The 15177-nt window shown below is 50.1% G+C and carries 12 protein-coding genes; 1 reads left to right on the plus strand and 11 read right to left on the minus strand.

Annotated elements, in window-relative coordinates; translation table 11 throughout:
• Positions 1–48: 48 nt before the first annotated feature.
• Positions 49–1881: an SLC13 family permease gene (locus EL386_RS09965; RefSeq protein ID WP_126455813.1), complete on the minus strand. Its 1833-nt coding sequence runs from the start codon at positions 1879–1881 to the stop codon at positions 49–51.
• A gap of 453 nt (positions 1882–2334) precedes the next feature.
• Between EL386_RS09965 and EL386_RS09970 the strand changes: the two genes are divergently transcribed.
• Positions 2335–3351, plus strand: coding sequence for a hypothetical protein (locus tag EL386_RS09970; RefSeq protein ID WP_126455815.1), 1017 nt, complete (start codon positions 2335–2337; stop codon positions 3349–3351).
• Positions 3352–3477: 126 nt separating this feature from the next.
• Here EL386_RS09970 and katG read toward each other — a convergent pair whose 3' ends face one another.
• The 10 genes from katG to dnaB form a co-directional block, all read right to left on the minus strand.
• The gene (gene katG / locus EL386_RS09975) at positions 3478–5634 is read right to left on the minus strand and encodes a catalase/peroxidase HPI (RefSeq protein ID WP_126455817.1); all 2157 of its coding nucleotides are present in this window, start codon (positions 5632–5634) and stop codon (positions 3478–3480) included.
• Positions 5635–5962: 328 nt separating this feature from the next.
• Complete coding sequence (locus EL386_RS09980) at positions 5963–6514, minus strand: pyridoxamine 5'-phosphate oxidase family protein (RefSeq protein WP_126455819.1); 552 nt, start codon at positions 6512–6514, stop codon at positions 5963–5965.
• A 103-nt stretch (positions 6515–6617) separates the two neighbouring features.
• Positions 6618–6956, minus strand: coding sequence for a SaoD/DsrE family protein (locus EL386_RS09985; protein ID WP_126455821.1), 339 nt, complete (start codon positions 6954–6956; stop codon positions 6618–6620).
• Between the two features lie 224 nt (positions 6957–7180).
• Positions 7181–7561: a DUF423 domain-containing protein gene (locus EL386_RS09990; protein ID WP_126455823.1), complete on the minus strand. Its 381-nt coding sequence runs from the start codon at positions 7559–7561 to the stop codon at positions 7181–7183.
• A 250-nt stretch (positions 7562–7811) separates the two neighbouring features.
• Complete coding sequence (locus tag EL386_RS09995; protein WP_126455825.1) at positions 7812–8765, minus strand: restriction endonuclease; 954 nt, start codon at positions 8763–8765, stop codon at positions 7812–7814.
• 221 nt (positions 8766–8986) lie between these two features.
• Positions 8987–9223, minus strand: coding sequence for a hypothetical protein (locus EL386_RS10000; RefSeq protein WP_126455827.1), 237 nt, complete (start codon positions 9221–9223; stop codon positions 8987–8989).
• 136 nt (positions 9224–9359) lie between these two features.
• Positions 9360–11168, minus strand: coding sequence for an ATP-dependent nuclease (locus EL386_RS10005; protein WP_172597699.1), 1809 nt, complete (start codon positions 11166–11168; stop codon positions 9360–9362).
• Entirely contained in the window at positions 11168–12535 is a 1368-nt protein-coding gene (gene radA / locus EL386_RS10010) for a DNA repair protein RadA (protein ID WP_126455829.1), read from the minus strand. The genes EL386_RS10005 and radA overlap by 1 nt, the downstream gene beginning before the upstream one ends.
• A 6-nt stretch (positions 12536–12541) precedes the next feature.
• Positions 12542–13612: an alanine racemase gene (gene alr / locus EL386_RS10015; RefSeq protein ID WP_126455831.1), complete on the minus strand. Its 1071-nt coding sequence runs from the start codon at positions 13610–13612 to the stop codon at positions 12542–12544.
• Positions 13609–15021, minus strand: coding sequence for a replicative DNA helicase (dnaB, locus tag EL386_RS10020; protein WP_126455833.1), 1413 nt, complete (start codon positions 15019–15021; stop codon positions 13609–13611). Before dnaB ends, alr begins: the two co-directional genes overlap by 4 nt.
• Positions 15022–15177: the final 156 nt, after the last annotated feature.

Here is a 15177-nt window from a genome sequence, read left to right on the forward strand (position 1 = left end):
GTAATGAGACTCATTTGTCGCTGACCCCATTTTTCCATTTTTGGCGCGTTACAAAGCATACATGGCCGGTAGCAGGATAGACAGCCCGATCCAGACGATGACGGTAAGGGGCACACCGACACGAACAAAATCCATAAACCTGTAACCACCCGCACTCATCACCAGCAAGTTGGTCTTGTAGGCCATGGGTGTGGCGTAACTCATGTTGGCACCAAACAGTACCGCAATGACAAACGGTTCCGGGTCAACATTCAGTTGCTGTGCGATGCTGATCGCAATGGGTGTGCCAATCACGGCCGCGGCATTATTCGACACGACATTCGTCATAATCGCCATCAACAGCATCAATCCCGACAGGATGACCGCCGGCGTGGCGCCACTCGTGAGCGCGACAAATACCTGTGCCAGATATTCGGCCCCCCCTGTCTTTAGTAGCGCCGCACCCAGTGCCAAACTTGCCACCACGATAAGGATCACCTGCGTACTTAAGGCCATGGCGGCATGGCGCCATGTCAGGCAACGGCTAATCAGCATCAGCAAGACGCCACACACGGCACTGATCGCGATCGGTGCGAGTCCGAACGCCGAGACGACAATGACACCTAGCATAATCAATAGGGCCGTTATAGATTTTTCGGTGTGCGGCAGATCGGCCGTGGCGTCGAGCACGAGTAACTCTCCGTTACGTTTGATCTCGGCGATAGTGTCAAGGTTGCCCTGCACAAGCAGGACATCACCTGTGCGCAAATTGACCTGTTCGATCTTCTCGCGCAAGGTCTCTGGCGACTGACCTGGGCGGTGTATCGCCAGCACCATTAACTGGTAGCGATCTGAAAAGTTGATCTGTCTCAGTGTCATCCCCAGCAAGGGTGAGCCCTGCAATACGACGATCTCGGCAATCTGTTGCCCCTCATCGGACAAGGGGTGCTCTGCATCGACCTGAATGTCACCGACATAAAGAGCGGTACCCAGTGCCTTCTCGAACTCCATCAGGTGCTCAGGTGTGTCATTGACGAGTAATCTGTCGCCGGCATAGATATGGGCGTCCGGCAATGGCAGAATAAAGGTCCCGCTGTCACGCATAATGCGTGACACGGCCAGCATGCCACCGGTCTTTTCGATGAGCTCACCCAGCGTCTTGCCGGCGGCAAATTCATCTTCAACAACGGCGAGTTGTGCAGCAAAAATTCTCGGGGAGGTATCAGTAAGCGAGGCCTCCCGTGCGGGTAACAGGCGCGGCGCAATCAACCACAGATAGACAATCGCGATACAGGCGACGATGGCCGCGGGGACAAAAAAATCGAACATCTGTATACGTCGCAGGCCCATGTCTGCGGCCACCGACACCACCAGCAAGTTGGTCGAGGTGCCGATGCTGGTGCTCATACCACCAACCAGGGTTGCAAACCCCATGGGCATTAACACCCCGGAGGCCGGTGTCCCGGTCCGCAACGACACACTGACAAGGATGGGTAGCAGCAACACGACGATGGGGACGTTGTTGACAAAGGCACTGAGGAAGGCGCCAACTATCAGCGTCAATAGCATGCTCAGTGCAGGGCTCGTTCGCCACAAACGCGCCAGATTGCGGCCAAGGGGCTCGAGTGCACCGGTGCGCACCAGGCCATTGCCGGCAATCATCAATGCGCATACCGCGACCAGCGCCTCATGACCGAAGCCGCTGAAAAAGGTCAGCGCCTCGAGGTGTTCCCCATCAGCCATCGTATACGGAAAGGCAGAAAAACCGCTGGTCAGTATGGCCAGAATGAACAGGCTCGATGTCTCGATGGCAACATCATCACGAGTAAACAGATACAGGGCAAGCACGGTCAGTGCCAGAACGGCCAGAGCATGAGGATCGGGAAGCGGTGGTAGATTCATCTGACTGCGAGCGCCCCGCCAAGACCCGTTGTAGTGTCATTGAACATATGGACATCCTAACACCTGACTTGCTTATACGTCACCGTTAAAGAAGCCGCCAGTCCGTATCGGTACACCCTACACTCATTTCTGAAGGAATTATTAGGAACAGACCACGTTTGATTTTAAAACGTGGTCTGTCGCCTATTGCACAGCCATACAAAAACATTGTAAGGCCGAGATTTTAGAATTATTCGGAGTGTCCCGACGCCCCTCTTGTTTAGCGTTCACTCTCGCGATATGTGCACTGCATATTCTTATTCATCCGGCCACCCCTCACCGGTAATTCGAAAGGTTAAACAGGGTCAGAGAGGAATTAGCAGTAATATTCCAGTCTTCTTATATTAGAACAAATTGCTCTGACCCGGTTTTTAGGGATTTGACTCGACGCAATAAAGGTAGTTAATTTAGAGTATGGAGAAAATCTGGATGCAGGCGGTGCTGATTCTTGTAATCGGCGCGATTGGATTGCCCACTGTTGCTGCAGGGAATGGTATCGTCGTTAACAAGCTGGCGGTAAAGCAGATTCCGTATCATAATCCTGATCCTGCAGCCGGCCCGCTGGTCAATCTTCCATATTTCGATGTCCAAAACGGGCTCCGATGGAATAACGATTTAGTCCATACCGAAACTACGGGGGATTGCGACCGGGTTCCACGGCCGGTGAATGTCAATGGCTACCCGATTTATCCACGACGTACTCACTTGGCAAAGCCGCGTGTCGACGAACGGCACTGCCTGAAGGAAATTGACGGTAGGGTAACGAGCAAGAGCGTCCTCATCGGGGTTGATTCAACGGACGGGGTTCGTTGGCAACGGCCGATGGTCTTCCCATCCGGAAAACGTGAATTTCAAGAATATGTTATTGGCGCGACGCCTGATGGCCTGGTGTTGAATATTCTCGAGGTGCTGTCGCCCGAAACCGGTAAGACCATCTTTCCAGCGCCGGTAAAAGAAATTGCCTCGGAGAATCGCAGTGTGCCTAAATATCGATTTACAGGCGCGGGGCAGTTTCGTCCATCCACGAAACGTTTTTACGTCTATGATGCGGAGGTGACACTATTTTCGTCAACCGGCGGTTTGTACGAAATCGACCCGGTATCCGATGACAAGAAACTTATCCAGTCGGCGAAATCTACGCTCTGGCGGGGTCATATAATTATCGAAAAAATGGCGCTTAATGAAGAACTGGGGGTTTTATTGCTCGCGAAGCGACTGGAACAACGTGGCCCGGGTTGGGTTGCTTTCTCAGTGTTTGATCTTGCCACACAACGCGAAGTGTTCGAAGAGCGTTTTGGTGATAACTGCTATTGTACGGACCCCTATGTCGTATTGGGCAAGAATGGTGATGTAGGATTCTCGTACCGTAATCAGAACGATAATAATTATGGATTGGTACATTACCGCATAACGCGAAGTACAGACCGTTAACGATAGCGGCACCGGCAGTTATGGTAATGAGACTTATTTGTCACCGACCCCTTTTATCTGTTTTACTTTTATAATTATATATCCCCACGCCGCGATTATGCGCGGCGCGGGGATGTACACTGTAAATCAGACCAGATCGAAACGATCGGCATTCATCACCTTGGCCCAGGCTGCAACGAAGTCCTGCACAAACTTTTCCTTGTTGTCATCCTGCGCATAGACTTCAGCATAGGCACGAAGAATCGAATTGGACCCGAAGACGAGGTCAACTCGTGTCGCCGTCCACTTGACCTTATCCGTATTTCGATCACGTATTTCATACAGGTTATTTCCGGCCGGTTTCCATGTGTAATTCATGTCCGTCAGGTTGACGAAGAAGTCGTTCGTCAGTTCGCCTTCGCGTTCGGTAAACACTCCGTGCCTGGTGCCGTCGTGGTTGGTACCAAGCACGCGCATACCACCAACCAACACTGTCATCTCAGGGGCGGTCAGTCCCATCAATTGCGTGCGGTCGAGCATCATCTCTTCTGCACTGACGACATAGTCCTGCTTTAGCCAGTTGCGGTAGCCGTCATGGAGGGGCTCCAGCACTTCAAAGGCATCCACATCGGTCATCTCGTCGCTAGCATCCCCGCGACCAGGTGAGAAGGGAACGGAAATATCAAATCCCGCGGCCCTGGCAGCCTGTTCAACACCCACGTTACCGGCCAGCACGATCACATCCGCCACGCTGGCGCCGCTGTCGGCAGCAATCGGTTCAAGCACACCGAGTACCTTGCTCAGACGTGCAGGCTCGTTGCCTTCCCAGTCCTTCTGCGGTGCCAGGCGAATACGTGCACCGTTGGCACCACCACGCTTATCCGAACCGCGGAAGGTTCTTGCACTATCCCAGGCGGTCGACACCATTTCACTGATACTCAGGCCACTGGCGGCAATTTTATCTTTCACGGCCTGTACATCGTAGTTAACACTGCCAGCCGGTACTGGATCTTGCCAGATCAGATCTTCTTGCGGCACATCAGGACCGATATAACGGTCTTTTGGCCCCATGTCGCGGTGGGTCAGCTTGAACCAGGCACGTGCGAACGCATCCTTGAATGCATCCGGATCAGCACGGAACCTTTCCATGATCTCGCGATAGGTCGGATCCATCTTCATGGCCATGTCGGCGTCAGTCATGATTGGATTGTGACGGACCGATGAATCTTCAGTGTCAACCGGTCTGTCTTCCTCCTTGATATCCACGGGCTCCCATTGCCAGGCCCCGGCGGGACTCTTCACCGATTTCCACTCGTGATCGAGCAGCATGTCAAAGTAGCCCATGTCAAATTGCGTCGGGTTAGACGTCCAGGCGCCTTCGAGACCGCTGGTGACGGCGTCATGGCCAATGCCGCGTTTGGTTTTGTTTAGCCAGCCGAAACCTTGATCTTCAATATCGGCACCCTCGGGTTCCGGGCCTAGCAAGTCGGCATCGCCGTTGCCGTGTGCCTTGCCCACGGTATGACCTCCGGCGGTGAGCGCCACGGTTTCCTCGTCGTTCATGGCCATGCGTTCAAAGGTCACGCGTACATCATGGGCCGTCTTCAGTGGGTCCGGCTTGCCGTCCACGCCTTCGGGGTTAACATAGATCAGGCCCATCATCACCGCGGCCAGCGGGTTTTCCAGGTCGCGTTCGCCAGAGTATCGGCTACCTTCGCTACCGCTAGGGGCAAGCCACTCCTTCTCCGAGCCCCAGTAGGTGTCTTTTTCCGGATGCCAGATATCTTCACGGCCAAAACCGAATCCGAATGTTTTTAAGCCCATGGATTCATAGGCAATCGTCCCCGCATAGGCGATCAAATCGGCCCAGCTGAGTTTGTTGCCGTACTTCTTCTTGATAGGCCAGAGCAGCCGGCGTGCCTTGTCCAGGTTGCCGTTGTCCGGCCAGGAGTTGATTGGCGCAAAGCGCTGATTGCCGGTACCCGCACCACCACGGCCGTCAGCGATACGATAGGTACCGGCCGCATGCCACGACATGCGGATCATGAGACCACCATAGTGCCCCCAGTCCGCCGGCCACCATGCCTGACTGTCTGTCATCAGCGCATGCATATCTTTCTTAAGGGCGGCTATATCAAGCTTCTTGACCTCTTTCTGATAGTTGAAGCCCGCCCCCATCGGATTAGTCTTGCTATCGTGCTGATGCAGAATGTCGAGGTTCAGGGCCTTGGGCCACCATTCCATGTTCGACATGCTGCTCTCTGTGGCGCCACCGTGCATCACCGGGCATTTTTTTTCAGACATCGGCTAATCTCCTGTTTTATAAGTAAAAAAGGATTTCTTGTCAGCACAACGTAATATTGTACTCAGGCCACAATATCGATTATTTCAAACAATTTGTGAAATCGTTTATTCCTAATGTATTAATTTATTTTACCTATCAACAAAGAATAGTGGGTGACTTTTAGTGAAAATGATTCCCGCTATCTATATTTTGCATAGCAAAACATGAGTCTCCAGAGTGACTGCATCAGGTTCCGAGTTCGAAAGGTTAAATAGGGTCAGAGAGGAATTAACAGTAATATTCCAGTCTTCTTATATTAGAACAAATTGCTCACTGACCCGGTTTTTCTTAGGCATTTTTATCTTTGATATGTATAGGTTTCCCGTCAAGGCTTATCTGGTTTTTCGCTAACCAGTATTCTTTTATTCCAGCATCTCCTTTTTTGGATGCCCAATTTTTTAGTTGCTCTCTTTCTTCAACATAGTCAAAAAATGGAACAGCCATACCACAAGAAGTTTGAACAAGATCGACAGTTAGATTAAATAATTGCCTTGCGCCAGGAATAGGATTAAACAAAGAAAATAATTCATTCCATTCTGGATTATTTTTATGGATAACATTTGCATTTCCATAAAGACGTAGAATCATTGGGTTCCCCTCAAAAGCAGAAAACATTATGGTCATTCTAGGATTTTCTTGAATATGAGCAGATGTTTCATTTCCACTTCCTGTTACGTTTAGCCACACAACTCGGTTCTTACCTAAGACTCGCAAAGAGTCCATTCCCTTCGGAGATATATTTACTCTACTGTCAGCCGTAGCAGTGCCTACAAAGAATATTTTTTGATCTTCGATAAACTGTTTCAGTTTATCGGAAATTTCAGAATATCGTTGACCCATTTTGATTCTTCCTTCAATAAATGGCAATAAATGGGGTCAGAGCACAGTTATTGCTAATATTAGAGAAATCTGTGCTCTGACCCCACTTAATTCTATTACTCTTTTATAATGTAATCACCTGATCTGGCATATTTACAGACAGCGCGCCGTAAAGGTTGGGAAAACATCCTATCGTCGCACCTTCGATCAATTTCCCATCGATTTCTCTTTCATAGCAACATTGATCACAACCCATTAGTAACATTCCCGTATTCTTCGCTACCTTCGCTAAACGCTCCCCAAGCGGGTCACCCTTTACGAGAACGTAATTGTTATCTTCGAAAAAAAACATACCTACGACATCGACTCCATGCGCATTTTCTTCCAGCTGCGGAAGAATCATTTTGCCTAGTTTGTAAGATACAGTGTGCCCTTGAGATGAGAATATGTATGCTACTTTCATAAAATTTCCTTTTTAGTTAGTTTTATTTCTTGTAAACATAATAGTGATATAAAATAAATAGGGTCAGATCCCAGTATTCGCTTATATTAGAGAAAACTGGTATTAATTAAAGGAATTAAAGGGTACTGACCCCTTTATTTAGTAAATATTCTGGACATCAACAAGTATAATGACTTTTTCCATCGGTTCTCTAAATCCTTGATAAAGGGCTCTGACCTCTTTAATTATCCGTAATTCACCCAGTGAAGGGTAAAAGCTCCCCAACCGAGAATAAAAAATAGACCGCCTAGTGGTGTGATGGGGCCAAATATTTTCTTTTGTGTTAAAGCAAGAAGATAAAGTGAACCACTAAAAAAAATAATACCAACAGCAAAAAATACGAACGCCCAGGTTAAATACATACTTTGTTCAATACTCTGTGCAATCAGTGACAATCCAACCAGGGCTAACGCGAAAGAGTGGTAAAACTGGTAATCGACACCTGTTCTGAAAACAGACATCATATCGGGTGATATTTTCTTCTTTAGCCCATGAGCGGCAAATGCGCCCAGCATGACTGATAATCCGCCAGATATCCCGGCGATGAGCATAATTAATTTTGCCATAGCGTTATCTCATTATTGTTATTGGCCATATTAGGGAAAAGTGTGACCAGAACCTTTGGTTCAGGAAGTTGCCCTGACACTGGAAGTGTAGGGTACTCATAATGAACCCGATAGGGTTCTCTGAGCAATAATGGAGCGCTTTAGAGTTCCTAAGTGTGCTCTGAAGCCCCCCAGGTTTCATAGAGTCTCAGATAAGGGGATACTACCCCGAGGAGAGACCTATGAAACCTGGGGGGCTTCAGTCTGTCCCCTATTCATTTAATAATTTGTTATAAGAGCTTTTCATTTTCATAACATACTCGTTAACCTTCGATGTCCAATTAACATCAATTTTTCTCATATCACGATCCAAGTCATCCAAATTTATAAGTTCAATGCGTTTTGATTTCTTAGCCTCTATTGTTGCTGGTTTAGTGAAGAAAGAAGATGCAACGATAACGGCTTTTGTTGCATTTTTTACAACAAGAGTACCCAAGACACCCCTCACAATAATGACGCCAATGTTTTCTTCATATCTTTTGCATTCTATATGAAGTCTTTCACTTTCCCTATTATTCTCCCTTTCCGCCAACACATCATACCCACCATCGCTTACCCTTGGAGTAACTACTACATTATATCCTTTGCTTTTGTATAGGTATGCAATGAGTAATTCAAAATCTCGCGGCGTCAAATTTAGTAAAACATTCTTTACTGGTAATTCATGCTCCAAATACCTAGATCTAATTATTTTAGACGCATCAGATAAACCATCCAACCTTCCATCTGGTAGTAATTGACAATGAGCAAGAAAGTAGGCGTCAATCGAACTTATTGCCTCTTGCGGGAAATGTGGTAATAAATCAATAACCCAGCTTAGGCCTTGCCATGGACTCGAAGAACCAGAAATATCCAATAATCTTTTAAAATACGAATGTTGAGCTTTTTTTTTCTCTCGCTCTATAAGAGTCATTGATAACAACCAACTTCTCATTGTTTTATCTACACCTAAATGACCACCCGAAATCAAAAAGTTATTCAGTATAATCTGAATTTCATTTTCATCTCGATCATGAATAGAATTGATATATTCATCTAGATGTTGGTCTGTAACAAAATAACTATCCTCAATAAGACATGGTCTCATCTGCTCAGGCACTAAAACCAGCTTTAGCCACTCATCTAGAGTTAGCTCTTGTGCGTTAACAAATGGCTTCTTTGACATATTAAAGTATTTAAAAAATGGAAATAAATAGGGTCAGAGCACAGACTTCTCTAATATTAGCAACAACTGTGTTCTGACCCTATTTATTATATGATGTAGTTGTAGCGTAAGAATATTGCGACAGGTTGGATTGGCGCATTTGTATCCCGCTTCACGAAGCACTTCATCACGAACTAGAGGTGATATTTTTTTACGAGATGTAGTCATAATGGTTTTTATGGTTATGGAATTGGTTTATAAAAAATCTCTTTACAAACTTCACACTTGACTGGTTCAAAACCTCCTTTTTCAGGAAGAGGCATAAGTGATGATTTTACACCTTTTTGTGTAAAGCATAATGGGCAAGGAGATCTTTCATGTTTAGTCAAAGACTCCCAGTACTCTTCGTAACTGGATGAGTCAATTCCTTTATTTTCTAGCTCTCCTTTTAGGAAATTAAATAGATCTGCATTTTCCATATTCTATCCCCTTATATAAATGTCCGCTTCGGGTCGGTTCCTGCCTGTCGTTCTATTCTAGCCGATTCTTGCCTGGTTATGTCGCTGATTGGCCATTAACGGACTCTCGATATTCGTGGTCTGTCCCCGAATAGCACTACTCATAGAGCCCTCGTCTGTAACGGTCCAGCCCCTGAAGAAGATTGACTAAATCTTCCGGAAACTCTTCTTTTGTGAATTCAGATACTATCTTGTGGTCCGTCAGATTTACAGAATACAATCTCGTTATTTCTGTACGTAGAGATGCTAGAACTGCTTTTCCTGGTATAATGGCCATGCGACTAGAAATATGATTCCAACTTGATTCAAAGTCATTTATCGCATCAGAGGTAATAGTTGCGCTATCAATCCTTGAACCTCGAAGATACTCAACTCGTTTAGCTATATATTGCGATTGTGTTCCTGCGCGTATTGGATTAGTTATTGATTCGAGTAGCTCTTCAATTGAATGTGTGCGCTTTCGTACTTCCCCCACCCGACGCTCACGTTCACGTAAGGCCTTTTCTAAAACACGTTCCAGTACAGTTGGAACAAGTAAATAGTTTTCTACCTCTTTACGATCATGTATGTGTGAGAATTCTAAATGCCGTTCTAACTCCTCTTTAATTGCTGATATTTCTTCGTCACACCAGAAGTCTCGGTCAAATACCGCACCAACATGTAATTCGAATCCAAGAGCCTGCTCAAACCCTGAGGCTAACGCTCTAATTCTTTCCCAGGACGAAAACCCGCCCGACTCAAGCGCAGTTAAGTCTGTCCCAGCAGCAAGCTCACTCATCCCATACTTTCGAGCAAAACGCCTTATAAGACGGAAATCAGAATCTCCTTCAACGAATAGAATGCGCTTGTTTCTAGCTAAACGTGTTAGGGTAATATTTTGTATAGAGCCTATTGAATCTAGAGCAATCTGTACGCCTTCCGCATCCTTTAATCTTTCTGCTTTTTTCTTCTTTTTATCAATCATCAGTATTTCAGATGGATCTGCCTCACTCATTATTTCTGTTGAGTGTGTTGCAAGTAATACATCAGGCCCACGATCTCGGAGGATACCTAATAATTGACGTTGAACGTCAGGGTGGAGATATATTTCTGGTTCATCTACAACAATCAAAGTAGAGTTTTCTGAACGTGATATGTGTGTAAGCAATTGCAGCCATATTTGAAAACCAAACCCAGCCCAGTAAAGTTCCCTAGAAATGCGCTTCTCAAGACAAAACATTCCAACAACATCGCCCAACCGCTCTGGCATTACTATATCCATATCCGGCCAAGTACTTCTTACTAGAGCAGAAAACTCATCAAACCTATCAGGATACTGAAGCCAATAATTTCTAAAATTTCTAGATGCACGAGTTGTTTGTAGGTTTCTTTTTATTGTCTTTTCAGTAACAATCTTTTCTTTATGTTCAACGGGGCCAAGAATTGGAATAACCTGCACATTTACCGGCATTTCCCGCTTAAACTCACCAGGTGTTCGAATGATGCCACCTTCGGAATCCGCAAAAAAGTTGCATCCTCCTTCTTCAGGGAAATACAGAATGAACTTGCCTCTATTTGAAGTATGAAATACAACGGTTGTGTCTATATCTTGATAATCCTTGTGAATATTTTCAGCTGAAATAGGAAGTGCCTCGTCAGGGAGCTGCCATCCACGTCGCCTCCTTTCTGGCCCCTGGATCGTTGTTGCTCGAACTGACATCGCTCTCCGTATCGCCTGAGCCAAAACTCTAAATGCACCTAGAATTGTTGATTTACCGCAGTTATTCGGACCGACAAGAATATTCATATGGGATAGACGAATACTGTACTCGTCAAACGCCTTATAGCCTGATAGTGAGACTGAAGTAATTGAGATGTGATTGCTCATACCATAATTAAAGGACTCAGTACCCTTTTCCTCATTCATCAGTCCCAAACACTATCCAACACCTCCGACAACCGGCTCACCCCCTGCACCTCCATACCCTCTATCGGCTTCTTCGGTGCATTGGCCTTCGGCACAATCGCCCTGGTGTAACCATGCTTGGCCGCTTCCTTCAGGCGCTCCTGACCACCCTGCACCGGCCGGATCTCGCCGGCCAGGCCGACTTCACCAAAGATGATCCACTCCTTGGGTAAGGGCCGGTCACGGTGGCTGGAGAGGATGGCGAGTATTAGCGCGAGGTCGGCGCCGGTTTCGTTGATACGCACACCGCCGACGGCATTCACAAACACATCCTGGTCATACATGGCGATACCGCCATGGCGGTGTAACAGCGCCAGTAACATTGACAGGCGTTGGGCATCCAGCCCCAGCGCCACACGCCTGGGGTTCGCCAGATGACTCTCGGCGACCAGGGCCTGCACCTCCACCAGCAAGGGGCGCGTGCCCTCACGGGTCACCATGACCACACTGCCGGGCACGTCTTCGGCATGTCTTGAGAGAAAGATCGCCGAGGGGTTGGCGACTTCACGCAGGCCGTCTTCGGTCATGGCGAACACGCCGAGTTCATTGACGGCGCCGAAACGGTTCTTGACCGCCCGAATCACCCGATACGGGCTGCTGCTGTCGCCTTCAAAATACAGTACGGTATCGACCATATGCTCGAGCACACGCGGTCCGGCCAGTGTGCCCTCTTTGGTGACATGGCCGACGAGGAACAGGGCCGTGCCGGTTTGCTTGGCGAAGCGCACCAGCTGCGCGGCACTCTCGCGCACCTGTGCCACCGAACCGGGGGCAGACTGCAACATGTCGGTGTACACGGTCTGGATGGAATCAATGACCATGACCTGCGGTTTTTCTTTTTGTGCGATAGACAGGATGCGTTCAACGCGGGTCTCACTGAGCAGACCGATATCGACATGACTCAGGCCGAGGCGGTGGGCGCGCATGCTGACCTGTTGCAGGGATTCCTCGCCGGTGATGTACAGCGTCTTTAGGGTTTTACCCAGCGCGGCCATGGCCTGTTGCAGGATGGTGGACTTGCCGATGCCCGGGTCGCCGCCGATCAAGACGACCGAGCCGCGCACCAGGCCACCGCCGAGCACACGGTCGAGTTCGGAGATCCCTATCGGGCTACGGCTTTCCTGTTGCGGCTGGATATCACTTAAAGACTGCACCTTGCTTTCACCGGCGTAACCCTGAAAGCGTGCCGCCTTGTCACCGCCAATTTTGGCCTGGGCGACAGACTCTTCAATGCAGTTCCACTCACCGCAATCGCCGCACTGCCCCGCCCACTTGCTCGACTGTGCGCCGCAGGCGGTACAGGTATAAACGCGTTTCTCTTTGGCCATACCGGACTAGACCTCGACAAACGGCACACGTGCCGTGACATGACAAAACAGTTCATAGGCGATCGTGCCGGCCGATGCGGCCACTTCCTCGGCCGGTAGCCCCTGTCCCCATAAGACGACCTCGTCACCCGCGCTTGCATGCATGCCGCGCAGGTCGACGGTGATCATGTCCATGGAGACACGACCGATGAGCGGCACACGCTGGCCATTCACCAGCACCGGCGTGCCTTCTTTGGCGTGCCGTGGGTAACCGTCGCCGTAGCCACCGGCCACCACGCCCACGGGCATGGCCTCGGGGCAGACCCACTGTGCACCGTAACCGACGCTGTCGCCCTGGCTTAATTGCCTGACCGCAATTAAGCGGCTTTTTAATGTCATCACCGGTTGCAGGCCCAGGCCTGCTGCGGTCTCACCTTGCAGGGGGCTGGCGCCATACAACATGATGCCGGGGCGTACCCAGTCGGCATGGCTCCCGGCATGGGCGAGTATACCGGCCGAGTTGGCCAGCGAACGTTGCCCCGCCACGCCGTCGAGGCAATCGGCAAACTGTTGCTGTTGCCGGGCGGTTAGGGGATTGTCCGGGTCATCGGCACAGGCAAAGTGGGTCATGAAACGTATCTCACCGACGGCCGTGCAGTCGTGCAGGCGTTCATACATGGCCCTGGCCTGCTGCGGGGCGATACCTAAACGGTGCATACCCGTATCAATCTTCAGCCAGACAACCAACGGCTTGGGCACGTTGGCAGACTCCAGCCATTCGACCTGTTCGACACAGTGCACCGCCAGTTGCAGCCCATAGGCCTGCACCAGTACCAGCTCCTCGGCACTGAAGATGCCCTCGAGCAATACCACCGGCCGGGAAATGCCGCTTTCACACAGGTGAATGGCCTCTTCAATACTGGCGACGGCAAAGGCATCGGCCTCGTGCAGGGCATGGGCGACGCGGGCCATGCCATGGCCATAGGCGTTGGCCTTGATGGCCGTCATGATCTGTGAATGTGGGGCCGCCGCGCGGACGCGTTGCAGGTTATGTCGCAGTGAGGAAAGGCGGATTTCCGCGCGCAGCGGACGACTCATTCATAATCCCTGCCATAGGCATCGGGGGCGAAATTTTCAAAGCGGGTGAACTGGCCACGGAAGGTCAGGGTCACCTTGCCAATCGGACCATTACGTTGCTTGCCGATAATGATCTCGGCAGAACCCTTATACTCCGTATTCTCGTTGTAGACCTCGTCACGGTAGATAAACAGGATGACATCGGCATCCTGCTCAATAGCACCGGACTCACGCAGGTCAGACATGATCGGGCGTTTGTCGGTGCGTTGCTCGAGGCTACGATTGAGCTGCGACAGGGCGATCACGGGCACATCGAGTTCCTTGGCCAGTGACTTCAGGCCGCGGGAGATTTCTGAAATTTCGGTGGCGCGGTTTTCACCACGGCTGTTCATGCTGCCCTGCATCAGTTGCAGGTAATCGATAACGATCATGCCCAGCTTGCCATCATTATCACGCTTGATGCGGCGGGCACGCGTGCGCAGTTCGCCGACGGTCAGCGCCGGGGTGTCATCGATAAACAAGGGCGCCTCGGAGAGGATACTCACCGCCGAACTCAGCGCCGGCCAGTCATCCTTTTCCAGCGCACCGGTACGCACCTTGTTGGAATTGATGCGACCCAGTGACGACATCATACGCATGGTCAGCTGTTCACCGGGCATTTCCATACTGAAGATGGCCACCGGCTCAGCGGACTTGATGGCCGCATATTCGGCGAGGTTCATGGCAAAGGCGGTCTTGCCCATCGAGGGGCGACCGGCGACGATGATGAGGTCTGAGCGTTGCAGGCCCGAGGTCATGTCATCGAGGTCATCAAAGCCGGTGGAGATACCGGTGATCCCCCCACCCGATTTGTACAGGGTGTCGATGCGATCCAGGCTGGCATTCAGCAAGTCCTTGATATTACGGGCGCCCTTGCGGCCGCGGGCACGTTGTTCGGCGATCTCAAAGACGCTGCGCTCGGCCTCGTCGAGGATGTCGGTGCTCTGTCTGCCCTGGGTGTTAAAGGCCGCGTCACTGATATGGGTGCTGACCGAGATCAGTTGCCGTAATACCGAGCGCTCACGGACGATCTCGGCATAGGCGCGGATATTCGCCGCACTCGGGGTGTTTTGCACAATGCTGGCCAGATACCCCAGGCCGCCGACATTCTCCAGTTCCCCCAGGTCGTGCAGGTATTCAGAGACCGTCACCGCGTCGTAGGGGCTGTCCTTGCCCGCCAGGTAGGCGATGGCACGAAAGATCAGGCGGTGGTCCTGGCGATAGAAGTCGATGTCGCTGAGGATCTCGACGACCGTGTCCCAGCTCGCATTTTCAAGCATGAGCCCGCCGAGGACGGACTGCTCGGCCTCGACCGAATGCGGTGGGACCTTGAGTGCCGCCAGCGCCGAATCCGGGGCGGAGAAACTGGTGTTTTTGACGATTTCTACCATCTTTTGATAACTATCTGACTCGGTCTGTGACTTCGGTTAAGTATACCAATGTTCGGGCAGCCATAGCTGAAATCTCGGCCGCCGCGGTCACCTTCTTATGCCGGAAATACTACGCCCGCCCCTGTCGGCGGACAATGGATAAGCCTGTGGATAAGT

It is taken from the genome of Sulfuriflexus mobilis, from assembly GCF_003967195.1.
Classification (GTDB): Bacteria; Pseudomonadota; Gammaproteobacteria; order AKS1; family AKS1; genus Sulfuriflexus; species Sulfuriflexus mobilis.